General features: G+C 46.1%; 29 protein-coding genes and 1 riboswitch. Of the genes, 6 read left to right on the forward strand and 23 right to left on the reverse strand.

Annotation, left to right across the window (positions count from 1 at the left end; genetic code table 11):
• Nucleotides 1–42: 42 nt before the first annotated feature.
• From CB4_RS14090 to hflX, 3 genes are all read right to left on the reverse strand, one after another.
• On the reverse strand, nt 43–453 hold the full coding sequence (locus tag CB4_RS14090) for a MerR family transcriptional regulator (RefSeq protein ID WP_096466410.1): 411 nt from the start codon (nt 451–453) through the stop codon (nt 43–45).
• Between the two features lie 104 nt (nt 454–557).
• Nucleotides 558–1826: a methionine gamma-lyase family protein gene (locus CB4_RS14095; protein WP_096466411.1), complete on the reverse strand. Its 1269-nt coding sequence runs from the start codon at nt 1824–1826 to the stop codon at nt 558–560.
• A gap of 18 nt (nt 1827–1844) precedes the next feature.
• A complete protein-coding gene (gene hflX / locus CB4_RS14100) occupies nt 1845–3020 on the reverse strand; it encodes a GTPase HflX (RefSeq protein ID WP_331713162.1) in 1176 nt (391 codons plus the stop codon).
• Nucleotides 3021–3145: 125 nt separating this feature from the next.
• On the opposite strand from hflX, the gene CB4_RS21610 reads away from it, so the two are divergent.
• A complete protein-coding gene (locus CB4_RS21610; RefSeq protein WP_231956014.1) occupies nt 3146–3436 on the forward strand; it encodes a hypothetical protein in 291 nt (96 codons plus the stop codon).
• Between the two features lie 386 nt (nt 3437–3822).
• Here CB4_RS21610 and CB4_RS14110 read toward each other — a convergent pair whose 3' ends face one another.
• Nucleotides 3823–4011 carry an AbrB/MazE/SpoVT family DNA-binding domain-containing protein gene (locus CB4_RS14110; RefSeq protein WP_096466413.1) on the reverse strand — a complete coding sequence of 63 codons (189 nt, stop codon included), beginning with the start codon at nt 4009–4011 and terminating at the stop codon, nt 3823–3825.
• A 151-nt stretch (nt 4012–4162) separates the two neighbouring features.
• Here CB4_RS14110 and CB4_RS14115 point away from each other — a divergent pair, with 151 nt between their 5' ends.
• Nucleotides 4163–4900, forward strand: a complete 738-nt coding sequence (locus tag CB4_RS14115) for an SIMPL domain-containing protein (protein ID WP_096466414.1) — start codon at nt 4163–4165, stop codon at nt 4898–4900.
• 90 nt (nt 4901–4990) lie between these two features.
• Entirely contained in the window at nt 4991–5143 is a 153-nt protein-coding gene (locus CB4_RS21615) for a hypothetical protein (protein ID WP_231956015.1), read from the forward strand.
• A gap of 503 nt (nt 5144–5646) precedes the next feature.
• On the opposite strand, the gene CB4_RS14120 is transcribed toward CB4_RS21615, so the two are convergent.
• From CB4_RS14120 to CB4_RS14130, 3 genes are all read right to left on the reverse strand, one after another.
• Entirely contained in the window at nt 5647–5829 is a 183-nt protein-coding gene (locus tag CB4_RS14120; RefSeq protein WP_096466415.1) for a hypothetical protein, read from the reverse strand.
• A gap of 71 nt (nt 5830–5900) precedes the next feature.
• Nucleotides 5901–6806 carry a chemotaxis protein gene (locus CB4_RS14125; protein WP_096467755.1) on the reverse strand — a complete coding sequence of 302 codons (906 nt, stop codon included), beginning with the start codon at nt 6804–6806 and terminating at the stop codon, nt 5901–5903.
• Between the two features lie 145 nt (nt 6807–6951).
• Entirely contained in the window at nt 6952–7884 is a 933-nt protein-coding gene (locus CB4_RS14130; protein WP_096466416.1) for an AAA family ATPase, read from the reverse strand.
• Between the two features lie 190 nt (nt 7885–8074).
• On the opposite strand from CB4_RS14130, the gene CB4_RS14135 reads away from it, so the two are divergent.
• A complete protein-coding gene (locus tag CB4_RS14135) occupies nt 8075–8791 on the forward strand; it encodes a CAP domain-containing protein (protein WP_096466417.1) in 717 nt (238 codons plus the stop codon).
• Nucleotides 8792–9559: 768 nt separating this feature from the next.
• Here the strand turns inward: CB4_RS14135 and CB4_RS14140 are convergent.
• From CB4_RS14140 to CB4_RS14165, 9 genes are all read right to left on the reverse strand, one after another.
• Nucleotides 9560–10003 carry a hypothetical protein gene (locus CB4_RS14140; RefSeq protein ID WP_096466418.1) on the reverse strand — a complete coding sequence of 148 codons (444 nt, stop codon included), beginning with the start codon at nt 10001–10003 and terminating at the stop codon, nt 9560–9562.
• Between the two features lie 125 nt (nt 10004–10128).
• Entirely contained in the window at nt 10129–11523 is a 1395-nt protein-coding gene (locus CB4_RS14145) for an efflux RND transporter periplasmic adaptor subunit (protein ID WP_096466419.1), read from the reverse strand.
• On the reverse strand, nt 11516–14677 hold the full coding sequence (locus tag CB4_RS14150; RefSeq protein ID WP_096466420.1) for an efflux RND transporter permease subunit: 3162 nt from the start codon (nt 14675–14677) through the stop codon (nt 11516–11518). Before CB4_RS14150 ends, CB4_RS14145 begins: the two co-directional genes overlap by 8 nt.
• Before the next feature lie 165 nt (nt 14678–14842).
• A complete protein-coding gene (locus CB4_RS14155; RefSeq protein WP_096466421.1) occupies nt 14843–15130 on the reverse strand; it encodes a hypothetical protein in 288 nt (95 codons plus the stop codon).
• An 88-nt stretch (nt 15131–15218) separates the two neighbouring features.
• Entirely contained in the window at nt 15219–15386 is a 168-nt protein-coding gene (locus CB4_RS21265; protein ID WP_172890880.1) for a hypothetical protein, read from the reverse strand.
• A gap of 89 nt (nt 15387–15475) precedes the next feature.
• Nucleotides 15476–15631: a hypothetical protein gene (locus CB4_RS21065; protein WP_157737987.1), complete on the reverse strand. Its 156-nt coding sequence runs from the start codon at nt 15629–15631 to the stop codon at nt 15476–15478.
• 123 nt (nt 15632–15754) lie between these two features.
• On the reverse strand, nt 15755–16117 hold the full coding sequence (locus tag CB4_RS21340; protein ID WP_110546214.1) for a GIY-YIG nuclease family protein: 363 nt from the start codon (nt 16115–16117) through the stop codon (nt 15755–15757).
• 27 nt (nt 16118–16144) lie between these two features.
• Nucleotides 16145–16900 carry a DUF2087 domain-containing protein gene (locus CB4_RS14160; protein ID WP_110546213.1) on the reverse strand — a complete coding sequence of 252 codons (756 nt, stop codon included), beginning with the start codon at nt 16898–16900 and terminating at the stop codon, nt 16145–16147.
• A gap of 145 nt (nt 16901–17045) precedes the next feature.
• Nucleotides 17046–17258: a hypothetical protein gene (locus tag CB4_RS14165; protein ID WP_096466422.1), complete on the reverse strand. Its 213-nt coding sequence runs from the start codon at nt 17256–17258 to the stop codon at nt 17046–17048.
• 223 nt (nt 17259–17481) lie between these two features.
• Here CB4_RS14165 and CB4_RS14170 point away from each other — a divergent pair, with 223 nt between their 5' ends.
• Nucleotides 17482–18000 (forward strand): DUF5412 family protein, encoded by a 519-nt coding sequence (locus CB4_RS14170; protein ID WP_231956016.1) that lies wholly within the window; start codon nt 17482–17484, stop codon nt 17998–18000.
• Between the two features lie 655 nt (nt 18001–18655).
• Here CB4_RS14170 and CB4_RS14180 read toward each other — a convergent pair.
• The gene (locus tag CB4_RS14180) at nt 18656–20212 is read right to left on the reverse strand and encodes a hypothetical protein (protein ID WP_096466424.1); all 1557 of its coding nucleotides are present in this window, start codon (nt 20210–20212) and stop codon (nt 18656–18658) included.
• A 425-nt stretch (nt 20213–20637) separates the two neighbouring features.
• Nucleotides 20638–20946 (reverse strand): DUF4870 domain-containing protein, encoded by a 309-nt coding sequence (locus CB4_RS14185; RefSeq protein ID WP_096466425.1) that lies wholly within the window; start codon nt 20944–20946, stop codon nt 20638–20640.
• A gap of 153 nt (nt 20947–21099) precedes the next feature.
• Between CB4_RS14185 and CB4_RS21885 the strand changes: the two genes are divergently transcribed.
• Nucleotides 21100–21231 (forward strand): hypothetical protein, encoded by a 132-nt coding sequence (locus CB4_RS21885; protein WP_258365626.1) that lies wholly within the window; start codon nt 21100–21102, stop codon nt 21229–21231.
• A gap of 59 nt (nt 21232–21290) precedes the next feature.
• On the opposite strand, the gene CB4_RS14190 is transcribed toward CB4_RS21885, so the two are convergent.
• From CB4_RS14190 to hfq, 5 genes are all read right to left on the reverse strand, one after another.
• Nucleotides 21291–22463: a pyridoxal phosphate-dependent aminotransferase gene (locus tag CB4_RS14190; RefSeq protein ID WP_096466426.1), complete on the reverse strand. Its 1173-nt coding sequence runs from the start codon at nt 22461–22463 to the stop codon at nt 21291–21293.
• Nucleotides 22464–22585: 122 nt separating this feature from the next.
• Complete coding sequence (locus tag CB4_RS14195; RefSeq protein ID WP_096466427.1) at nt 22586–23248, reverse strand: methionine ABC transporter permease; 663 nt, start codon at nt 23246–23248, stop codon at nt 22586–22588.
• The gene (locus tag CB4_RS14200; RefSeq protein WP_096466428.1) at nt 23241–24263 is read right to left on the reverse strand and encodes a methionine ABC transporter ATP-binding protein; all 1023 of its coding nucleotides are present in this window, start codon (nt 24261–24263) and stop codon (nt 23241–23243) included. The genes CB4_RS14195 and CB4_RS14200 overlap by 8 nt, the downstream gene beginning before the upstream one ends.
• Before the next feature lie 89 nt (nt 24264–24352).
• Nucleotides 24353–24468: riboswitch (SAM riboswitch) on the reverse strand.
• A gap of 54 nt (nt 24469–24522) precedes the next feature.
• Nucleotides 24523–25314 (reverse strand): polysaccharide deacetylase family protein, encoded by a 792-nt coding sequence (locus tag CB4_RS14205; RefSeq protein WP_096466429.1) that lies wholly within the window; start codon nt 25312–25314, stop codon nt 24523–24525.
• A gap of 158 nt (nt 25315–25472) precedes the next feature.
• A complete protein-coding gene (gene hfq, locus CB4_RS14210; protein WP_096466430.1) occupies nt 25473–25715 on the reverse strand; it encodes an RNA chaperone Hfq in 243 nt (80 codons plus the stop codon).
• Nucleotides 25716–25728: the final 13 nt, after the last annotated feature.

Below are 25728 nucleotides of genomic sequence, written 5' to 3' on the forward strand. Positions count from 1 at the left end.
CCCTCATTACTGAGGAAACCCTATTATGATTTATTGTAATAATTAATGGAAGAAGCGAGATAGCTCCCCCCGGTTAAGCGGTGTTTGTCCGGGCCGATTCGCATGTATGATCATCTGCTGCTTTAGCATCTCACGCAATTGGCGGTCAGTTAGTTCCTTGCGCTTCTCTTCTGTCTTCTCATCGATGACATTCACATCAGAAGCACCCACGCTCTTCATCGCCAGCACTTGTTTGATGCCTGCAATGTTGAGCCCTTTCTCAAGCAGGGATTTAATCTCCAGCAGGCGATCTACGTCATTGAAAGAAAACATCCGCTGGTTACCCTTAGTGCGCGCAGGCTCTATTAATTCTTGCTGTTCGTAATATCGAATCTGCCGGGCCGTGAGCTCAGTGAGCTGCATCACGATCCCGATCGGAAAAAGAGCCATATTGCGGCGAAGCTCATCGTTCATTTCCTTTACTCCTTTCGCCGGTTGATCTCCTTGCTCCTGAAGCTTATTTTACACATGTCAGCTTTCCTCGTCAATACATGTGAGGTAACTTTACATATATTTTTTTAGATTTTACATAATTTTTTCTCAATCATCTCATTCAGTGCAGTGAGCACCCCGACTTTGACATGAGAAGCGGTCAATCCACCCTGAACAAACCCGAGATATGGCGGGCGCACCGGACCGTCTGCGGACAGCTCAATGCTCGCTCCCTGGATGAATGTACCAGCGGCCATAATAACCGGGTCTGAGTAACCTGGCATTGCACCCGGCTGCGGAACAACATGTGAATCAACCGGGGACGCTTTCTGAATCCCCTGACAAAAAGCAATCAATCCTTCTGCTGTACCGAATTCAACCGATTGAATGAGATCAGTACGCGGCGCATCCCAGCGCGGGTTCGTCGTAAACCCAAGACTCGCAAGCATACCAGCTGTGAACACCGCGCCTTTGAGCGCTTCCCCAACAACGTGCGGCGCTAAGAAAAAGCCCTGAAACATCTCCAGCGTGCCATGCAATGTGGAGCCGACTTCCGCTCCGATTCCTGGAGCGGTCATGCGGTACGATGCCATCTCAACCAGATCAGCACGTCCAACAATATAGCCGCCGCTTTTCGCAAGGCCGCCGCCTGGATTCTTAATAAGGGAGCCCGCCATAATGTCCGCCCCAGCTTCAAGCGGCTCACGAGCTTCTGTGAACTCGCCATAGCAGTTATCGACGAAGACAATCAGGTCCGAACGAATACCTTTCACGAATTCGATCATCTCTTCGATTTGGGCTACCGTAAACGATGGACGATCCGCATAGCCGCGCGAACGCTGAATGCCGATTACTTTTGTGCGGTCTGTGATCGCGTGTGCAATCGCTTCCCGGTCTATTCCTCCGGTTGTAAGAAGCGGAATTGACTGATAGCCAATACCGTACTCTTTTAGAGAGCCTTTGCCTGTACCGCGAACACCCACAATTTCTTCAAGCGTATCATACGGCGCACCTGTTATGTAGATGAGTTCATCATTTGGGCGTAGCAGGCCAAATAACGCAATGGCAATCGCATGTGTACCACTCAAGATATGACTGCGCACAAGGGCCGCTTCGCCGCCAAATACGGTAGCATATACCTTCTCAAGTGTTTCCCGTCCCATATCATCATAGCCATAGCCTGTAGACGGCGCAAAATGAAAGTCACTTACTTGATGCTTCTGGAACGCTTTCAATACTTTGAATTGATTAAAATCAGCCATTTTCTCAATTTCGCGCAGGCGTGGCTGAATCATAGCTTCGACCTGCGCAACGTAAGGGGACAAGGCTTCCCCGTGTGGTAAATACGAGAACACGTGTATCTCTCCCGACTTCTAGATGATATAATCCGACAGTTCTCGGGATACCTGCCCGAGATTACTACCGCGGACTTCCATATGATAATTCATGCCGTCCTCACTTACTTCTTCTCTCAGCACGTGCATGTGACGGTGCAGAAGAGCATGCAGGTCCCCCCGTGCAATCGGGATACGTAGCACATAACGGCTATGCTGCTTTTCAATCTGCTCCTCAATTTTGACAAGCAGACGGTTCATATCGTCCGCGCGATAAGCTGATACATACATCGCTTCCCCAGGCGTCGGCAACACCGGACGCTCGGATACTTGATCCATCTTGTTAAACAGTGTAAGACGCGGGATGGAAAGTGCATCAAGTTCACCAAGCACTTCATCGACGACTTCCATATGAATCGCTGCTTCCGGATGCGAGGCATCGACTACTTGAATGATGAGGTCCGCCTCTGCCGCTTCTTCAAGTGTCGAGCGGAACGCGGCAATGAGCTGATGCGGCAAATCTTGAATGAATCCGACTGTATCGGTTACGACAATGTCCTGTCCACCCGGAAGCATCACCCGGCGTGCGGTTGGATCAAGCGTAGCGAACAGTTGATTCTCTTCTAGCACACCAGCATCTGTCAACCGATTGAGAACCGTCGATTTCCCTGCATTTGTGTAGCCGACAAGCGCCACCTGAAACACATCGTTTTTCTTACGGCGTTCGCGGTGTAGCTGGCGGTGGCGTTTTACTTCATCTAGATGCGTTTCGATCTCGCTGATACGGCGGCGGATGTGGCGACGATCGCTCTCAAGCTTCGTCTCCCCCGGTCCGCGCGTTCCAATTCCCGCACCAAGACGAGACAGTTCGGCCCCTTTACCAGTCAGGCGCGGTAGGCGGTAATTCAGTTGAGCCAGTTCCACCTGTAGCTTGCCTTCCCGCGAACGAGCACGCTGGGCAAAAATGTCCAGAATAAGCTGAGTGCGATCAATGACCTTGCATGGAATAACACCTTCGAGATTGCGCACCTGCATCGGGGTCAGTTCATCATTAAAAATGACCACGTCTGCCTCAAGCTGCTCCACCATCATGTTCAGCTCGTCCACTTTCCCTTTTCCGATATACAGGCGTGAATCCACATAATCCCGCCCCTGTGTCAGCACACCAGCTACTTCAGCCTGAGCGGTTTGCGTCAACTCCTCAAGCTCATCCATCGACAGGGTAAATCGGCGTTCATCGCTACCCTTCTTGTAGTATCCGACCAGAACGGCACGCTCTGTTTTTTGTTCATCGACAATATGTATGGCTAACGCCCTCCTTTTCCTTCTTATCTTACCAAATGTGGGGGGAAAATACGACAAACTACAAAAAAGAGCTTGGAGGGTTGGAGACTCCCCAACGTGCAGTGGAGGAGCGGAAAAGGAAGTCGCCTTTCACTTCGGTACGCTTTGCAGGGAAGTATAACTGTTCGCTCCAGATGACCGCCAAACTCGCCCACAAAAGATCAGGATGCTTTCTCGATGAAGTGTTGTGGGCAAAAGCCCGTTTGTCTGTCCTCTTCCGCTGGGTAGCGCGTACAGGCGTTCCGTGGCGACTTCCTTCTCCGCTCCTGCCCACGTTTGGGCAGTAAACCATCAAGCCAATTTTTTGTAGCTTTGCTTTGCAGTTTTTTGTTTTTTTAATCCCAACTTTGTTGGGATGAGAGAAGAGAAAAGCAAGAGAGCGTCTGTACGCGCTACCGAGCAGAAGGAGGGCGGCGAACGGGGTTTTGCCCGCAATCCTTCTATGAAGAAGCATCCTTGTCCCCTTTTTGCGGGCACGTTCGCTGGGCTTCTGGAGCGGCCAGTTTACGCTTCCTGCAAAGCGTACCTAAGCGAACGGCTTCTCTCTTCTCTCATCCCACCACCAAAGTTGCTCGATTCCACAAAAGAAAGAACACCGTCTGACGTTACCCAACAAAAAAGGAGCTCCCCCGCGGACTCACGGACAGCTCCCTTCTACCGCATAAGCGGCCTATTATGTATGATCATCACGGTCGGATGCAGGGGTCCACTGAAAGACGTAATCCGGCGTCGTTTTTTTCAATATAACACGTTCTCCCTTTACCTCACATTCCACTTGACCGAAGCCTAAAAGCTCATGAATTTCTGGAGGTAGTAGTATTTGTCCATTTTCTGCTACACGGCATACAAATCGCTTATTCACCTGTGCTCCCCCTTCCTTTCGCCATTATATAACGCATCAAGAGAATTGCCTATCGGAACTTTATTCCTACAACAAATGATGCAACTTATCGGATAAGGAACGCGTCTAGAAAGAAACTCATTTGAAAGCATGAAAGGGGACCTACCAAACTATGAACCAAAAAAAATTCGGAAAAGCGCTACTATGTGTACCACTTCTCAGCGCCTGGCTACTCGCTTACACACCCGCTTCTGCGCACGCTGAATCAACTACTGCCGTAGCACACACAATAACTGTAACAGGTAAAGGAGAAATTCGCGTTAAGCCCGATACTGCCTATATTCAACTCGGACTTACCACCACTGGAAAAACAGCACGGGAAGCCCAACAAAAAAATGCAGCCGGATTCGAAAGCATTCGCAAAGCCCTGGCAACATTCAAAATTGCAGAAACAGACATTCAGACCGTTCGCTACTCCACTTCTCCTGATTATTCATGGGAAGATAACAAACAAACGTTAAAGGGATATCAGGTAGAACAAATGGTTTCAATCAAATACCGGGACTTAAATCGCGTGGGAGAGCTGCTTGATCAGGCTACTGCGGCAGGTGCGAACCGAATTGACAATGTGACATTCACATCGGAGAAGCTTGATACGTACCGTATGGATGCGACCGACCGCGCGATTGATAATGCCCGGCTTAAAGCAGACCGCATGGCAACCCGCGCCGGGGTTAAAATCAATACAATCCTCGCCATCAGCGACGGCTCCACGCCATCGGTCATATATCCAATCCGAAACACAGAAGTTATGGCAGCAAGTATGAAAGATGCAGCTAGTCCGTCCAGTCAGCTATCACCAGGCGAGCTTGTTATTGAAGACTACGTTACCGTTACATACGGCTATTAACAGAAGCATTACGATGGGGAGGCTGTCTCACAAGCTAGAACATAGCGACTGAGGCAGCCTCTTCTTGGTGTAGGTTTTCTCCAAAGTGTAGTGAAGGAGCAGGATCGGGAGGAGCCTCGTCACTTTGGTACGCTTACGGGGAAGTTAAGACTGTCCGCTCCAAGTGCCAGGCGAACTCGCCCACAAAAGGTGCCCACGATGTATTCGCATCGAAGTATTGTGGGCAAAGGCCCGTTCGCCTGACCCCTTCCGCTGGGGAGTCGCGTACAGGCGTTCCGTTGCCCCGCCCGATCCCGCTCCTAGCACGCTTTGGTTAAAACATCATCAAGCAATATCAAGAGGCTGAGCTTTGCTATGCAGGTAAAAAATAAGGAAGCGGTCTTGCGAAAAGCCAGTGGCTACCGAGCAAATCCTTTCTGGCGTTGCATGTTTTTTTGTAAAACGAAACGTTGTGCGGGGAGCGGGAGAAGGAAAGAGTAAGAGAGCGCCTGTACGCGCCTACTCAGCGGAGGGAGGACGGCGAACGTGCTTTTGCCCGCAATCCTTCGGTGAATCAACATCGCAGGCCTTTCTTTGCGGGCGAGTTCGCCGGGCTCTTGGAGCGGACAGTCAGAGCTTCTCCGCAAGCGTACCGAAGCGAACGGCTCCTTCCTTCTCTCACTCCCTCACCACTACACGTTGTCGATCCCACAAAAAAGCGGTCTCGTTCGCCATGTTCTGGCTTTCGAGACCGCTTCTTCTTCTTTTTACTGACATTCATCCTGGCGAAGCCCCGCACGTTCTTCTGCTTCTGCCATCGATACCATGCTACTATTCGGTTTTTGACCTGTAAGCGGGATTTGGCCATCCCGTCCGAACTGATCAAGATCTCCCGGATGACTGCGCGGGTGCTGCTTATCAAGCGCCTTTTGCTTATTCTTATCCGACATACATATGCACTCCTTACTGTTTTCGAAGATGCAGTTAGTATGACCGAAACACAAATTTCTTATTGCACAAATTACAGAATAAGCTTGTCAATCACTTTCACAAGATGTAGAATCTCCGGCTTGCTGACCTGAGCATCTGCACCAACTTTTTCACCCTTATGGCGCAGGTCATCTGTAATAAGCGACGAGAAGATAATAACAGGAAGTTTACGCAGGTCCTTGTTTTCTTTAATTCGCTTGGTTAAATGGTGGCCGTCCATCTTCGGCATCTCAATATCAGTGATAACGAGGTTCAAATGGTCCGTTACTTCATCACCTGTACGCGCCACATGCTCGAGGTAATTCCACGCTTCATTCCCATCCTGACAAATCTCGATATGTACATACCCTGCCTCATGCAATGTTTCTTCAATTAATTTGCGCAAAATCGCAGAATCTTCCGCAAGCAAAATACGCTTGTTGCTCTTATCACGCGTGCCTAGCTCTTTCAGCTGGCTTACGTTAATCCCGGACTCCGGACTAATATCTACGACGATCTTCTCAAAATCAAGCAACAGAATAAACCGTTCTCCCATTTTCACAACACCTGTTGTGCTGTTTTCCACGCCGCGTGCGAGTTCTGACGGCTTCTCAATCTGCTCCCACGAAATGCGATGAATACGTGATACAGAATGGACGTAAAATGCTACCTTCATCTGATTCAGCTCAGCGATAATAAGCTTATCCTGCTCCGGGTGATCAGATGGCGAATATCCAAGCGCCTGTGCCAAATTAATAACTGACAGCACTTCCCCACGCAGTTGAATGATTCCCATTACGTGCGGATGAATTTTAGGTGTGCGTGTCACGAGAACCGGGTTAATGACTTCACGCACTTTAATGACGTTAATGCCAAAGGTATCTCCCCCGATACCAAATTCAATAATCTCCAGTTCATTCGTACCGCTCTCCAGCAAAATTCCTTTTTTATCATCAATTGCCATCTCAAACGGCCCCTTTCTTTATATCCCAACAATGATAAGAAGAAGTATACTCCCTTGAGTCTATAGTACCGTATTTTCTATGTTTTACGCTAGATGGTAAACAAAAGAAAAATGCGCGCAGTCCTAAACTACCGCACGCTTACTCCTGCTCAAAATCTTCGGCTTTTAACTCCATCAACATCTCTTTATCTACCTGCAGTGCCGCATGATCAGTCACGATACGAATCGCCTGCTGACGGATCGCCTTTTCGATCACATTGCGCACATAGCGCGCGTTACTAAAATGATTTTTACCATTTTCCCGTTCACGGGCGAGCATCCGGCGTAGTAAGTATCGCGAATCACTGGCCAAGTAATACGCCTGTTCGTCACACATTGTATCCGCAATGTCTAAGAGCTGATTCAATGTATAATCTGGAAAATCAAGTTGAATCGGAAAGCGAGAAGGGAGACCTGGATTCGATGACAAGAACGTATCCATTTCCTCGTTATATCCGGCCAAAATCACAATCAGCTGTTTTCGGTCATCTTCCAGGCTTTTAATTAACGTATCAATACATTCCTTGCCGAAGTCTTTCTCCCCACCCCGCACAAGCGAGTACGCTTCATCAATAAACAAAACGCCGCCGATCGCTTTTTTGATAATGTCTCGTGTTCTCGAAGCCGTATGGCCGATGTATTCTCCGACAAGATCCGCCCGCTCCACTTCCACCAGGTGGCCTTTTTCGAGAATGCCCATATCTTTGAACAACTTACCGAGAATACGGGCTACAGTTGTTTTGCCGGTTCCAGGATTGCCACGGAATACCATATGAAACATATGCGGTGCATTGTGAAGCCCCTGCTCTTCCCGGAGCTTACGAATAGTCAGAAATGCATAAATTTCGTACACAAGCTTTTTCACTTCTTCCAGGCCAACGAGACTCTCCAGTTCTTTTATCGCACCTGATTCATGTTCAAGCGATTTTTCCATGCGTGAACTAATGATTTGCTCCCGATTGCGGGCAGGTGACGTTTCATTGCGGAATACAACTTTAATCTGATTGCCGCTTATATGTCCTGTCGCTTTCATTCACTCACCCCGCGTGCTTAGCTTCTATTCACTGTATGCCAGAGAAAACGAAATTAGTTGTGGACAGGCTCAATTTTCCGTACAGTGATTCCACATGAAATAATTACCACGCATATACATCGGAATTATATGTTACGATGAAACAGGTTCAGCCGAACCACTACTTTATCGCAACAGGAGTGATGACACGATGAAAAAATGGATCGCAGCATCTGTACTGTGCACATCCTTACTTGGCTTTAGTGCAGCAGCTACAGAAGCAGCCACTACATGCCCAAACTCAGGTCAGGCAGAAAAGTTCACTGTAGTAAAAGGTCTGACAGCATACAATAACGCTGATTTACAAGCGTTATTGAGCCAATATTTCAAGAATTGCAAATTTGTAACAGTTGCTCAGCCGACTACAGGTGTAAAACCAGCTCAGCCGACTGTAACAACGCCACCGAAACAACCGACTACACCGGCAAATAGTCAACCAAGTCAACCAGCAACCAAGCCAACAACACCAGCTACCCCTGTACAGGGACTAACAGCTGATGAGCAGCAAATGCTTGATCTTGTCAATAAGGAGCGCACTCAGCGCGGACTTGCGCCACTAAAAGCTAATCTCGAATTAACAAAACTCGCACGTCTAAAAGCACAAGATATGATCGATAAAAACTATTTCAGCCACCAGTCTCCAACATACGGCTCACCATTCGATATGATGAACCGTTTCGGAGTCTCCTATCGTACTGCTGGTGAAAACATTGCGGGTAACTCGTCTGTTGCAGCAGCACACACTGCACTGATGAATTCAGAAGGACACCGTGCAAACATCCTGAATACTGCTTACACTGAGGTAGGCATTGGGATCGTAAACGGCGGACCATACGGCAAAATGTTTGTTCAAATGTTTAAAGGCTAAGTTGTCTAAACAAAACGAGGCTGTCCCTAGAGCCAGAAAGTGGCGAACGGGACAGCCTCGTTTTTCTTGGTGGATGATTTATCAAAAGTGTAGTGGAGGAGCCCGGATCGGGCGGGACCTCGTCACTTCGGTACGCTTACGAAGAAGTTGGGACTGTCCGCTCCAGGTGCCAGGCGAACTCGCCCACAAAAGAGGCCCCACGATGTATTCGCATCGAAGTATTGTGGGCAGAAGCCCGTTCGCCTGACTCCTTACTCTGGGGAGCCGCATACAGGCGTTCCGTTGCCCCGCCCGATCCCGCTCCTAACACGCTTTGGTTAAACACCATCAAGCAATATCAAGAGGTTGAGCTTTGCCATGCAGGTAAAAAACAAGGAAGTCGTCTTTCAAAAAGCCAGTGGCTATCGAGCAAATCCATTCTGGCGTCGAGCGTTTTTTTGTAAACCGAAACGTCTTGCGGGGAGTGGGAGAAGGGAGGAGCACGAGCGCCTGTACGTGCCTACTCAGCGGAGGGAGAACGGCGAACGAGCTTTTGCCCGCAATCCTTCGGTGAATCAACAGCGTAGGCGTTTCTTTGCGGGCACGTTCGCCGGGCTCCCGGAGCGGACAGTCACCACTTCCCTGCAAGCGTACCGAAGCGAACGGCTCCTCCCTTCTCCCACTCCCCACCACACACTTTCGATTCTACAACAAAAAAGGCTATCCTGTTCGCCATGTTCTGGTTTGGGGATAGCCTCTTTGGCATGATCCATCAAGCTGCGGCTGTCGTCAAAACGTCGCAGCCGGTTCAGATGGCTTGATTGTAATGGTAAAGTTTATTTTTGTATTTGGATACGAACGACCGCTGTTCTGCACAAGCTCAGCGGAAAATGTGTGTGCACCTGGCGTTAGATCCGCTGTATCAAAACGATTGTTGTATACCGAAGTTGTCTGGTTATCGACCGTGACCCGTACGTACCCTTGCCCTGAACGATTGGACTGTTTCTCTCCCGGTTTTACAAACGTAAAATTACGGGTCAAAAATGTCAAATTGACACTTGTCCCCTCAATAGAATGAGAAACAGCAAGCGAAGGTGGCTGGGCCAGTACCTCCTGCGTTTCCGCTTCCTGAGATTCTGACCCAGGCGATTTTGCACCGAATGTTCCACACCCGGAACATAGAAATGCCACAGCAACTAGCAAAAACAACGTGCGCACCAGATTGATCATCATGTATCTCATCCCCTGTCTTTGGTATGCCACTTCTTTACACAGCATAGACAAATGAGACGGACACAATACGTGCTAGTACATAGAAAAAAACCGGCATGCAGACGGCATGCCGGTTTTATAAATACTTACTGTGATTTCTTTATCGAAAGTTTTGCGTCATCTGAAACAAGTGACTGCCCTTTTACTACGACACGATCACCTGCTGCCAGACCGTTAACAAGAGACTGGTCACTGTTCTGTTCTACAATCGTGATATTTTTGCGCACTGGTTTATCGCCCTGCGCGACATATACATAAGACTTTCCATCTGCTGACAGAAGTGCTGCTGTCGGAACTACAATCCCCTGCTTCGTATCCGGTGTCAGCACACTCACCTGCAGAATCATGCCGCCTTTAATTTTGCCGTCTTGATTCGGTATTTCGATCGTAACCGGATACCCTTTAGACTGCTGATTAATCGGGCTGATGCTAGCTACTTTACCGGACCGCTGCAGCTTAACCGACGGAATCTCGATGTTTACAGGCTGTCCCATCGCAAACAGATTGATCATATTTTCCGGCACGTTAATAACCGCTTTTGCTGTCTCAAGATTAGCTAAAATCATAAACGGGCTTTGCGGCGAAGAGAAGTCCCCGATTTCCCCGTTAATGGTACCAATCGTACCGGAAATCGGCGCGGTAACCACTGCATTGTTCAAATTATCCTGCGCAATTTGCAAGTTCAGTTCCGACTGATTCAGCTGCTCTCGGGATACTTCAATTGCTTCTCCACGTTTGGCATTGCTTACTTGATTTTGCGCCGTCTGCATAGAGGACTGCGCATTTTTACGTGACTGCTCGGCACTGCGGCGCGATGCATCCGCATTCTGCTTCGCAATCTGTGCTTCTTTTAAGGCAATCTCCGCATTTTTTAGCTGCGTTTGTGCCTGCTCAAGATTTTGTTTTGTCACAGCGCCTTGCTGGAACAACATGGTTGTCCGGTCTACGTTTGTTTTCGCGTCACTATACGCCTGCTGGGCACGCGTAATCCCCGCCGCTGCCTGTGCTAGACTATTCGTAGCCTGTTCATATGCCGCAGTCGCCTGGGACAGACCGCTATTCGCCTGGTTCACGCCGGTCTGAGCAGAATTGACCCCGGTCTGCTGCTGCAGCTGCGCCTGAGCGAATGTAGCGCGAGTTAGCGCCACATTTTGCTGGGCCTGCGCAACGGAATTACGCAAATCTTTATCATCAAGTCGGAACAGCACCTCTCCGGCACTTACTTTTTGTCCAACCTTCACCTGAATTGACGTCACTTTGGCGCTTACTTTCGGCACAACATTCACCTGCTGAAGCGGCTGGGCGGTTCCTGTCAGAACCCGCCCTTTATCCAGCGTGCCTTTCTGTGCGGTCATCACCTCGACTGGTACAGTCTTGGCTACTGGTGCCGCGGCCTGCTGATCGCCTTTTCCACAGCCGGCCAAAAGGGCACTTGTCAGCACCAGACTTGTGATCGTCATTCCAATTACTGTTTTACGCATGGAATGTGTTCCCTCCTGTTTCCTGTTCGATTCGCTTCATTTTTTTCGCCCGGCGTTCCTCCCGGCGCTGTCTGCGTTTCATAATCCAATCGTCAAACAGGGTGTACACGACTGGCACAAGCACAAGCGTAATGAGTGTCGAGAACGTCAGACCAAACACAACGACAACGGCAAGCGGTGCCTGTCCTTCGCTTCCTTCCCCGCCTCCAAATGCAAGTGGTAAAATCGCAAGGACAGTAGCAAGTGTCGTCATCAAAATCGGACGCAGACGAATCGGCCCCGCCTTCTTAATTGCTTCATTGCGCTCCATGCCTTCTTTACGGAGCGTATTAATGTAGTCCACAAGTACAATCGCATTGTTTACCACGATCCCGATCAAAAGGATGTACCCCATCAGTGCCGCTACACTGAGCGGCTGCTGTGTGACCAGCAGACCGATGACAACCCCAACGAGCGTCGGCGGAATCGAGAACATAATAATAAATGGATACAGAAGCGATTCGAATTGGCTCGCCATAACCATGTACACAAGCGCAATCGAAAGAAGCATCGCAAGTGCTAGGCTCTGGAACGATTCTGCCATGTCTTTACTTTGACCGCCCTGAACAATATAATAACCCTCCGGCAGCTTCAGATCTGCCAGCTTCTTATTGATCTCCGCTGTAACCTCACTCAGCGGACGCCCGGTAATATCGCTTGTAATCTGCACTTGACGCACCTGATTAGCCCGGGAAATTTGCTGTGGAATCTCAATCTTCTTAATGGTCGCCACCTGTCCGACCGATACTTGTGCACCGGACGGAGTCGAGATCATGAGTCCGTTAAGATTAAGCATTTCTGATTTGAAATTTTCCGGGAACTGCAGGCGAACATCAATTTCATCATCACCTGTACGGTACTGGGTTGCTACCTGGCCATCAAACGCTGTACGTACCGCTGACACTACCTGATTGGTCGTAATGCCATATTGAGCGGCTATGTTACTGTTTACGGAAACTTCTAATTGCTCGGTTGTCTTCTGTAAGGAAGATGTAACGTTACGTGTTCCATCGACCCCTTTCACAAGATCAACCGCAACCTTACTCAAATCCGTGAGCACATTCAAGTCATCCCCTCGAATGCTAAAACTAACCGGCGAACCCGTTGGCATACCACCTGATGAGCTTGCTCCAACGGTGATGTCGGCACCGGCAATGTTCGCTACCTGACTACGCAGCTGTTCGATGACTTGATCAGTTGAACGTTTGCGCTCATCTTTTGGTACGAGCTTGACACTAATGTTAGAGAAATTACCAGTATTAACCTGAGCAAGTGAAAATCCTCCTTGCTGTCCAACAGTCGTATAGACAAGTTTGCGCTCTGGAATTTGCTTGACATATGCTTCAACTTGCTTCGTAATCGCCTCTGTATCTTTGAGCTGTGATCCAGCAGGCAGCTCAATTTTGACTTCAATCTCACCTTGATCAAAATTCGAGATGAACTCTTTCCCGATCATCGGTGTCGCAAAAATCACCGCCGCCGCTATAAAAGATCCTCCTGCAACGAGCAGTACACTTTTTCGGTGCGATAATGACCAGGAGATCAGGCGACCATATCGCTCACTTATCGAATGGAAACCCTTCTGGAACAGTACCATTGGGTTTTTGCGATCTGACTGCAAATATTCTTCCTCAGAACGAGGTGGTTTAACAAGTAGCTTAGATGACATCATAGGCACAAGCGTGATGGATGCGATAAGCGCTGCGATGTGGGAGAACACAACAGTTAGCGCAAGCGGTGTAAACAGCTGTGCCGCAAAACCGTTAACAAATACAATCGGCAAAAATACCGCGATCTGCGCCAACGCAGATGCCATAACCGCTGTTCCCACTTCTTTCGTACCGACAATCGACGCTAGCTTAATTTCAAGCCCTTCCTGCCGCTTGCGGTAAATGCTCTCAAGCACAACGACCGCAAAGTCAACCAGTGAACCAAGACCGAGCGTCAAGCCAGCCAGTGAAATTAAGTTAATCGTTTGTCCAGCAAAATACATCAATGAGAACGTTCCAATAACCGAGATCGGGATCACGATGGCGACAACAAGTGTCGAACGGAAACTATAAAGGAACAAGTACAGCACAATAATCGAGAAAATAGCCCCTTCAATTCCGTGTTGTTTTACTGTAGTAATCGAATCTTTAATAAACACAGACGTATCCATGATCGTATCGATCTTAACGCCTTTTGGAAGTTGCTTTTTCAACGCCTCAATCTCGGCATTCGCAGCATTGGCTACATTTACCGTATTAGAGCCGGATGCTTTCAATACATTCAAACCAATGCTCGGCTGGTCGTTCACCGTTGTTTTCTGGGTTGTTTTCTTATACCCATCTGTTACCGTGACCAGATCAGCCAGCTGAATATTCCCACCACCTGGCAGAGCAATTGGGGTTTGCCCAATATCCTGCGGCGTATTAAACTCACCGCTAACCTTAATGCTAACATTCCGACCGCCTTCAACTACATTCCCGGCGGTTCCGGACAGATTGCGCCCTTTCAGACTTTGTAAAATCTGGTCAACCGTCAACCCATATGCATTCAATGCCTCCGGGTTAATCGTAAGCTGAATTTCTCTTTTAACTCCACCATTTACACTAACAGACGCCACTCCGTCCACACGTTCGAGGTGGGGTTTCACCGTGTCTTCTGCCAGCTTGTCCAACTCCGAGACACTCATCGGCCCCGATAAGGCTAATGAGATAACGGGGGAACTATTGGGGTCAATTTTGATAACACGCGGTGCCCCTGCTCCATCTGGAAGCCTATCTCGAATCAAGTCAAGCTTCTCACGCATGTCGAGTGTCGCCTGATCCATGTTAGTCCCCCAGTTAAACTGGACAATGACCTGAGAGGCGCCACTGATGGATGACGAAGAGAGTTCCTTTATGTTGCTAACCGTACCAATTGATTCTTCGATCGGTTTTGTAATGAGTTTCTCTACTTCCCCCGGGGCAGCCCCTTCAAACGATGTCGCTACCATCGCGACCGGAACATTAAGCTCCGGATACAGGTCCACCTTGAGCATCGGCAGAGAAATGGCGCCAAATAGTACGATCGTTATCATCAGCATAACAATCGTCACGGGCCTTTTTACTGAAAAATCTGCGATTCTCAACTCAACCTCTCCTTTGATTTCTCTTATAAAATTACTATACATCCTCTTGAAGTCTCACAGATTCATACATGAATCCATGTTCATTTTAAACCATTGAACAGAAAAATCAAGCGAATTTTTAACGTATAGTAAGCACATACAGCATGAAAAAAGCACCTCAAAAGACTACCTTTTGAGGTGCTTTGTCGCGCGCTCATGCAGCGTTCGCAAATGTCCGAACACTGATTCCACGTTGTTCATAAAATTCTGCACATCCTGCATCGATTGGGCAATTTGTTTCGCTTTCGCTTTGCGATCCGACCATGTTGTACGGCGACTACGCTCCCACTCCTTCATAATGGTCGTGTAGTTTCCGCTCCGGGCCATTGTCTGCACTTTCTGCCGATTTTTTTTAGCCCAGGTGACAAACTGGGGATTTTTTTTGGCAAACCGCTTCATTTCCCGCCTGTTCATCTTCTCACCCTCTTGCTCTTGCGCTTTCTCTACATCGTACGCACAAAAAGCCGGGAGCGGAAGAGGGGCAACCGCCTATTCCATCGGATTAGACCGATACGCGCTCAATGTTACTAAGCTGGGTTTCTAACTGCTCAATATCCCGTTCGATCCGGCTGATATCTTCCTCGAACATTTCAAGCAACCGACGCTTTTCTTTCAGCAGCTTCTGCATCTGCACAAGCCGTTCCTTCATATCAAATACACCCACATACATTATTTAAATCCCCCCATCTGTCATTCACACCTTTTTATATATATGTGAACGCTAGGAGGATAGAACATATCTGCTCAGAAAAGACTATCCTATTCTTTCGGATCATCTTCACTTTTCTCGATCATTTTGGTTCCGTATACAAAGAGGAGAATAACCAAAATTATAACAAACGCAAAGCCGCCCAGAAACAGCCAATTTAAATGTTCCATACTTGATCCCATATTCATATTCATGTCCATATTCATATCCACTTCACCCCTTGTCTACATGTTGTACGTTTATTGTACCACGCTGTCGATGAAGTTTTCGCGATGAAACGGTGAAAGATTCTTCACAATCGGCTGTATACGCACTCATCATGATTTGCTTTACTTGCAAGCGGGAGACGGTTTGTTATATCCTCGTTCATCAAACGGTTGCAATGTATCCAACCATTTCTCTTCTAATTTTTTTAATGCATCTTTCAGATCAAAATATCCGTTTTCTTTCTTTTTTAGCACTTCCACAATTTCAAAAACAAAAGCATCTTCGCCGTATTCGTTCCATTCTTTTTGCAGCATTTGATTTTTATGAACGCCCATTTTCAACTCAAACCGCCTGCCATTCAAATTTTTCAAATTCGGGCTACTTCCGATAAAAATTTTCCCATTTACCATGTTTTTAATCTGATAAACGCCCGCCTCCACTTTTATCTCTTTATACTGCTGCTTTAATTCTTTTTTGCGATCCATCTTTCTTCTCCCTCTTTCTACACGTCATTAGTTTTTTACCCAGTACGCACTCCCATCAGACTTCCGATCTAAAAAACCGTATTCGATTAAGTACCGCCGTACGGTAACATGGTCATCGTACACTGCTTGCAAAACTTCATTGACTTCCTTTTCATTGTAGATCCGTTCACTTTCAAACCGTTTGGCGATTTCCCGAAGCACAATCAGCCTGTGCTTTTCTTTTGAAGCGAACGTTTTTAAGCGGCCCGCTGTTCCTTCTGGAAAATACTTCTTCACGATTTCATTCTGCTCTTTTTGCGTCACATTGTAACGATCGTCGACCATCTTCGCTGTTTTATGCACATCTACAAAAGCCGGAGCATGATTGTCTTTTGTTTTTAAGAGCTCCATCATGGTCAGGAACACTTTGGCCTGCCGTTCTTTCTCTTTCAAGACAAAGCGATGATTCCGAATGGTGGACGCACTGCCAATCCCTAATTCTTTCTGGATCTCCGCGTCATTTTTCCCTTGATAAAAAAGGCGGAGCAGTGCATTCTGATGATCAGTAAGACCGGTTACTTTTTTATCGAGCTGAATCAAGTACGCAAATACCGATTGATGATCTTTCTCGATGTGAACGCGTATGTACCGTTTTGCTTCATAAAGTTTATCCTCATCTGGATAGATGATGCCTTTTTCGATGTTTTTGCCGCAGAGCAGACATACATACTGATCTTCTTCCTCCACATATCCGCATGTAAGTTCCTCCAACGATGCATTCCAAAATCGTTCTGATACATCCATAAGTCAAACAAACTCCTTATTTGTCAGTTTTATTATAAACAATATATTATAAAGTTTGATATTTTGTCAAACGAAGATAAAAAAAAAAGCGCCTCATTATCGAAGCGCTCGTTTTTTATGGTAAAATTATGGAGTTTTTTTACTTTTACGATTTGGCTGACTGCGTTTGTACAGCTGATTGTACCTGACTTACAGATGTTTGCGCTTGTGCGATCTCTGTTGCGGCTTGTTTTAAGGCTTCTTCCGCGACTAACTGATTGGCCGAAGATTGTTCGATTGCTTGTGTAATGAGATTTTTAGCCAGTGTTACGGATGCTTCTGCTTTTTTTAGTTGATTGGTGTCAATTTGTTGAGTCATTTTTATTTCCTCCTGAATTGTGTTTTTTACAACTATCCTATATTTTTCTTTTGCACTCACTTTTATGCATCAATACACAACAGGGAAAAGATATCCGGCATACAAATGGCTTTTTAGATTTTAAATCTCCAAAAATTACATTATGTGGTATATTTGTATAACAGGTCAGCAAGGTCTACTTATTGCAAAAATCATTTATTTACATACTTATGAGGTACGCCATATGGGATTACTATATCTGCTTTTTATTATTTTAGGTGGTATGACTGCACTGTGTAGTTTAATCGTTTTTATTATTAAGGCGGTTTTAATGCTATTGAAAAAAAGAAACTTCGTAGCAAATAAACTGATTTTTATTTTTTTCGTCTCCTGCTTATTTTTATCACTAGGCATATATAATTTATTTTTTAATCTACAAGCAGTTCCAAGAGGAGACTTACTTAGATCAACCTTCTCTCCCGATGGACGATACATGGTAAAAACATATGTCTGCGATGACGATCCTTTAAGCGCAAATACAGCCCGAGGAGAACTTATAGACACAAAACGGCATACAAAGAAAACGATTTATTGGAATTATTATGATAACAATCCTTATGTCGAGTGGCTAACTCCTACTGTTGTTGTAATAGGAAATCAAACATTACATGTTGGTCAAAACGAAGTGTATGATTGGCGTCAAGATGATACATGGGCCCGCGAATTACCAAAACAATTCCTTGAAAAAACAAATTCTAAATAAAGAGAGTTGTAAATATGTCTAATCAAAAAAATTTCTTCACGCTATTCTCCAAAAAAATCAAGCAATCAGTCGGACCTGGAAAATATGAGGCTTACGGGATTGATGTGATCTGTCCCCATTGCAAGCATGATCAATTTATTCATGGGTATGCCCAATTAAATACCGCTTTTATGTCTTTTCTAGGTCTAGACTTCGCCAATCGTTCAGCGGAAATCGTGACATGTGATCGATGTGGTCATATTCAATGGTTCAACAAGACCGTCAAACGCAAATACGAATACTAGCGCCAGACTCTTCTTATTACTGTATATAACCCTGTTATCCCTTGATAGGATGTTTTCCTTTCAAAGCCACTTCAAACTTTAATTCAAAAACAATTTAACAACAATTCAGAATCGACTGATTCAAGCGCGAAATATGGGCAATTTAGCGATTTTTCGCCTGTTTTATAATTGGCATATAATTTGCTTAATATAATAGCAGTGATAGATTATCCCTACTCAAACTATCTGTTGGACTTTTTATCTTTAGGAAGCGAGATTGCACCCCTTTCTCGCTTCCATTTTTTTCGTTAACAGATACAAGGCATCCCCCTTTCTACTAAAAATGACGCGGTCTGCATCTAAGCAAAATCCGCGTCATCCCTTTTTCATTTTTATTTATTTGCTCCGTTTAAGACACTAAGTGAATTGTTAAGTGCAGATTTGCACTTGCTGGCATCAGGGTTTGATGAACGAACGGCTGCTAATACAACGTCAAGCGTTCCATCAATTTGGGTCCATGTTGTGCCATCTATTTTCCTAAGCTTAGGCTCAGATATGTCCCATTGATGTTCCAAATCGTCAGCGCCTTTTTTCGCCGAAGTAAAGTCATTTGAGTTTACATATTTCAGCATATCACTTTCGATTTTAACAAAATCTGTTAATTGTCCAGCTAATTTATTTTGTGGAGAATCGGTTTGCGATTTTCCACCTACTGTAGTTTTTGGAGAATTGGTTTGCGATGCTACTTTATTTGCTCCGTTTAAGACACTAAGCGAATTGTTAAGTGCAGATTTGCACTTGCTGGCATCAGGGTTTGATGAACGAACGGCTGCTAATACATCGTCAAACGTTCCATCGATTTGGGTCCATGTTGTGCTATCTATTTTTCTAAGCTTAGGTTCCGCTGTGTCCCATTGATGTTCCAAATTGTCAGCGTCTTTTTTCGCCGAAGTAAAGTCATTTGAGTTTACATGTTTTAGCATATCACTTTCGGTTTTAACAAAATCTGTTAATTGTCCAGCTAATGTAGCTTGTGGAGAATCGGTTTGCGATGCGATATTATTGCTGCGCCAAATATAACCGCCTATACCGACAGCTAAGAAAATACACAGTACCACAATGGTTTGTGTCAAAACATTTTTCTTGCTTCCATTTGCTTGGTTTGTTTCTGCTGTTTCACTCTTTGCCGTTGTATCAATTTTTGTAACAGCAAGAAAAATGATTATCGCTAAAATAGCTATAAGAAAAATTACACTCGTAACGGTTGTCCCCAAACCTAACCCGCCATTAATTTTTGGTTGAGATAGGTAATCTCCTAATGATGCTCCGAGTGGACGAGTAAGAATATACGCAATCCAAAATGCTAATACTCCATCAAGTCTCAAAAATTTCCATGCTGAAAATACGCAAGCTATTATAATAACGACTGTTATTCCTGTGTTAAGATAACCAAGACCAAGTTGTTCGGAATATAAATCGCCGACTGCTGTTCCAAGCGCAAATGTGAAAAGAATGGTAAACCAATAGAAAACTTCTCTTTTTCTTGTATAAATCGAGTGTATCGAGAGTGTTTTTTCACTAAGATACCAAAAAAGAAACGTTAATCCTAGCAGCACGGAGAAAACTACTGTACTAAGCTCAAGAGGTACTCCCATACTGTCTGTCAAATTATCAGTTACCAATGTTCCAAACACGCTTATAAGAACAACCGTTAGCCAATAAATGCTTGGAACATATTTAGTTGCTCTGAATTGAAGAAACAATACGATGAGAAACGCGATTCCCATAATTATTGTAGTGAGAGTTAAACCAAATCCAAGGCTGAAATTTAGGAAATCAGCAAATGTTTCACCGACAGTTGTGCATAAAATCTTGATTACCCAGAAGAAAATAGTAACTTCTGGTACTTTGCTAAGTAAAATTTTCAATTTGTTTTGGTTGGCTTCCATATATTTCTTCCTTTCTTTACAGTGGTTTCCCACAAATTAATTTTTTGTTTTACCTCATTAGTATTACGCTAAATGTCTGCCCAAACATAAATTTGCCACTGAAAATTAAAAGTAAATTTTATTGGACTACAAATTAAATTATACCCCATACTATACTCCCTAAAAAATGAGAATACGATGAGAATTAAATGAGATTTATCATTTCAGCCGAGAAGACTCCCACTTCTAAGCGATAGCGAAAGTGGGGGAGTGTTCAATTAAACGTCAGTATCACCTTAGACACCCATCCCCATGCGCTACCTAATATCCAGGAAAAAGCGACTAGTAGGTTTGCAATTTGGTTGCAAATTACCCTTTCTACCAAAAACGACGCGGTCTGCATCTAAGCAGAACCCGCGTCGTTCCTCACTTTATTCCCATCTCTCTTACCGCACCCAGTTATGTACAATCGGATAACGGAAGGGGCGCTCTTCAATCGCATACCATATTCCTTTAAGCGGATAATAAAGCGCGATAAGCCCTAGGATCGGCAGGAGCAAAAATCCAATCAGCACAAGCATAAGAATCGCGGCAATGCCCGCAGCAATCGTCATCATCACATGAAACAGCAATGCTTCCGTCGCCTTCTCTTTCACATAATCATCTTGTGTGAGTAGCATAAACAAAAGCGGTACAATAATCGGGGCAAAAAACGTACTTCCGTGAATAATAATACAGGCAGGTTTTGCATTCATTTCCGCTACCTCCAATTTTTTATACCGTATTTACGATTTACTCTCCAAATAGTTTCATCATTCCATACAAATACAATTACATCATTTGATTTTTTTGCAATTCCGTATACACTAGAATTATACACCATCTTTTGTTTAGAGGAGGACAACGACATGATTACATGTGATAACTGCGGCAAAACAACGAATCAGAACCAGGAGACAGGCAATCACTGGATTTGTGGAGACTGTAAGGTAGATGAGCCGGCTGAACAAAAGACGGACAACAACACACAAACACACTAAAAACAAAAAGTACCCGGACGGGATTCATTCCCATCCGGGTACTTTTGTATCTGTGTACCTTATCGAAACAATTGCAGCTTCGCGATCCGCTCCGCTGCTTCTTCAAGACGCGGTTCATCCACGAGCAATCCAACACGAACATATCCTTCTCCTTCGGTTCCAAAGCCGATTCCCGGGGCAACTGCCACGTGTGCTTCGTTCAACAACAGATCGGCAAGTGACGATGACGTATATCCATCCGGAACTGGGAGCCAGGCAAAGAAAGAGCCGGACGTCGGTGTTGCCCGCCAGCCGATGCGGTTCAATGCGTTATATAATGCATTACGGCGTGACTCGTATTTGGCGCACAGATCATATACACACTGCTGGGAAGCCGTCAGCGCTTCAACCGCAGCCATCTGCACCGCTCCGAACAAACTCACAAAATAATGATCCTGATACAGATTGATCAGGCGAATGACTTCTGGATTACCAAGCGCAAATCCAACGCGCCAGCCAGCCATGTTGTATGTTTTAGACAAGGTATACACTTCAATGCCTGCCCGCTTCATATCTGGATTTTCAAGGAAGCTCGGCGGTGTTACCCCATCGAATCCAATCGTACCGTACGCATAATCATGCACCAGCAGAATATTATGATCCAGACAGAATTGTACCGCTTCTTCCATGAATTCCGGCGTCGCCACCGCACCAGTCGGATTGTTCGGATAGTTCAGGAACATCATCTTTGCCCGGTCCGCAACTTCTGGGGCAATCTTCGTAAAATCCGGGCGGAAATCGTTCTCGGCACGCAGCGGCATCATCTCCATCACACCACCCGCCATCGCCACACCGGACCAGTAATCCGGATAACCAGGGTCTGGAACTAGGCACACATCCCCCGGATTCAAGAAAATAGTACTTAACTCCACAAGACCCACTTTGCCGCCGAATAAAATCGCCACTTCAGTATACGGATCGAGCTCGACACCACGTTCCTGCTTATACCAGTGTGCAATCGCTTCTTTCAGTTCGTCCCGCCCCTGAAACGGCGAGTACTTATGGTGCAGCGGATTCGCCGCTTCTCGCTGAAGCGCTGCTACAATATGCGGCGGTGTCGGCTGGTCAGGATTCCCCTGTCCTACGTTAATGACATCGTGTCCTGCCTGCACGATACGGTGTACGTTTCGAGTAAGACCGGCAAAAAACTGTGCCGGCAGTCGATTCATAGCGTCTGAAGGTATAAATGTCACGTCTCTTCTCTCCTTATGTACAAAACTGGTGGAAAATTACGAAAATACATCCGAAAACAAAAGGCGATCCGGCGAAGAAAGCCCCCTGCTTTCTCCGCCTGTGTCGCCTGCATCGTGTTCTATTAGTCTTTGCGCATGGAACGTGCAACTCGGTTGCCAAGCGTCTGTAGAAGCTGCACAAGAATGATCAAAATAATAACCGTGATGAGCATTACAAGCGTATCCCAGCGTTGGAATCCGTAGCGGTACGCTAGATTACCCAGACCGCCTGCGCCGATAATGCCTGCCATCGCCGTCGCATCAATTAAGCCGATCACAGCAATCGTCAACGACAGTACAAGTGCCGGACGCGCTTCTTTCAACATGACCTTAAAAATAATCTGGCGGCGCGTAGCCCCCATCGCCTGAAATGCTTCAATAATACCTGCATCTACTTCCAGCAGTGCGGACTCCATCAGCCGTGCAATATACGGGGCAGCATAGACGACAAGCGGTACGATGGCCCCTTCTTTGCCGATGAACGTTCCGGTCACAAGTTTCGTGAATGGAATGATCGCAAACAGCAAAATAATAAACGGCACAGAACGAATAACATTAATGATCGTACTTACGATCTGATAGAATACGGGCTGTTCCATAATGTGGCCCCGACGTGTGATGACGAGCAGTACGCCGAGCGGGATACCGATGAGTGTAGCGATAAATACCGATAGGCCAACCATGTACAGCGTTTCTTGCAGGGCGGGAAGATACAAATCCCATTGCGGGTCCATTCCATTAAACATGCTCAATCACCTCCGCTCCAATTCCTTGCTGCTTCACGTAGTCTACGGCTTTATCAAGCACCGTACTATCCCCGTTAATCGCAATCACAAGGTAGCCGAATGGCGTGTCCTTAATTTGTGTAATGTGACCGAACAAAATATTCGGCTTTAACTGAAATTTCTCTGTCAGCTCAGCTAATACCGGGTGCCCCGTGCTTTCGCCAATGAACGTCAAGCGGACAAGACGGCTACCTGGCACATGGTGTACCCGATCCAGCAGGCCTTCCGGAAGCTGATCATCAAAAATACTGCGAATAAAGTTTTTCGTCGTCATCTGCTGCGGGCGGGAGAATATATCGAGAACCGTCCCGGTCTCCACAACACCGCCTTCTTCCATAACGGCTACCCTATCACAAATTTTCTTTACAACGTGCATCTCATGCGTAATGAGCATAATCGTCAAATTATATTTCTTATTAATATCAAGCAACAGATCAAGAATAGACTCAGTCGTCTGCGGATCAAGAGCCGAGGTCGCCTCATCGCATAGCAAAATTTCCGGGTCATTCGCAAGCGCGCGCGCAATCGCCACACGCTGCTTCTGACCACCGGACAACTGGGACGGATACGCCTGTGCACGATGTGCTAGGCCGACGAGTTCCAATAGTTCCGTTACTTTTTTCCGGATGACTTCTTTTGGTGTTTTATTCAGACGAAGCGGCGCCGCTACGTTTTCAAACACAGTGCTGGAAGACAATAAATTAAAATGCTGAAAAATCATGCCGATCTTACGGCGTGCCTGGCGCAGCTGATCTTGCGACAGCTTCGTCAGATCCGTCCCATTAATGACAACCGAACCGGATGTCGGGCGTTCAAGCAAGTTAACACAACGGATAAGCGAACTTTTACCGGCGCCACTGAAGCCGATCACACCAAAAATCTCGCCTTTTTCAATTTCGATCGTGGCGTTTTTAATCGCATGAACGGCAGTATCGCCACTACCGTATGTTTTGACTACATTACGAATGGAAATCAACGAAGATCCTCCTTATATACATGCTGCTTATTTTTTATCGACAAAATAAAAAACCTCTTTTGTGCAGACAAAAGAGGGGACATTTAACTCTCTTATCTCTCAGAGTACGCGTAAAGCCGCTCCGCTGGAATTGGCACAGCTTGTAGCATTATGCCGCCGCTGCCGGGTTTCATCGGGCCAGTCCCTCCACCTCTCTTGATAAGCTTCATATTAAGTTATAAATCAACAGATATGAATGTATCATGTCCGAACAATCGTGTCAATCAGAAAAAATTGCTTTAAACTGCTGATCGGTCATACCTGGATGAACAAGGATGCGCTTGAGTGTAAGCGGTGGATCACCGGGCTGCACTTTGCCATATTTCGTCGTAAATGCCAGCTCATATCCTGCCTTTTTGACCGTCTGAATGGTCTCCTCTGTATACGAGCCGTACGGATAGGCGAAATAACGAGCATGAAACATCTCTTTCGATTTTATAAGATCTGCAAGTACCGTGGCCTGCGGCTTCATAATCATGTTGCTCATCCACAATGTTTTATCATGTAGCGCATACGTGTGCGATTGAATGTCGAAGACGTCCGCATACTTCTGCATATCATCCCGGCTAATATAATCAAGTTCATCTGGATGAAAGCCAGAGTTACGGTCCTGAATCGCATCGCCAATAGCAAATATCGTGGCCGTATATCCGTACTTTTTCAAGATCGGGTATGCGTACCGATAGTTGCTGCGATACCCGTCATCAAATGTCAGCACGACCGTCCGACGCGGCAACTGTATTTTTCTTTCTACATACTCTTGTAGCTGCGGAAGTGTAGCTGTATGATAGCCTGCTTCATGCAAGATCGCCATCTGACGCTCGAACGCTTCCACCGACAATACTGACGGATTGTCGCGGAACTTCTTATTTTCTTCGTCCCGCAGCAGATGGTGATACCCAAGTACCACAACGCCTGTATCCGGCAGTTTTGGTTTTGCTTCTCCGGACACATGGTATAGCGTCACACACATAAGTAGCACGAATAAAACGACTGCTGTTACCTTTTTCATGTCCTCTATCTCCTGTACCTTTTCCTCTATTTTCTATACTAATAGCTTCTCTGTTAGCTACCGCCCTCTATCTTACTCTGTTTTGGAAGCGATGTCAGCAGATAAAACAGAAAAAAACCGGACAGCAGTGTAGCTGTCCGGCTCGATGTGGCCATACGTTAGTCGTTGTTGTTCGCATTGTCCGGCATAAGGGATACCGGGCGCTGCGGGAGGAATGTCGAGATCGCATGCTTGTATACAAGCTGCTGCTTGCCATCCGTATCAATCACAACGGTAAAGTTATCAAACGCTTTAATCAAACCGCGGAGCTGAAACCCATTCACAAGGTAAATCGTGACAGGCACGTTCTCCTTCCGCAAGTGATTAAGAAACGTATCCTGAATGTTGATTGTATTGGCCATGATAGTACCTCCT

The sequence above is a fragment of the Aneurinibacillus soli genome (genome assembly GCF_002355375.1).
GTDB lineage: Bacteria > Bacillota > Bacilli > Aneurinibacillales > Aneurinibacillaceae > Aneurinibacillus > Aneurinibacillus soli.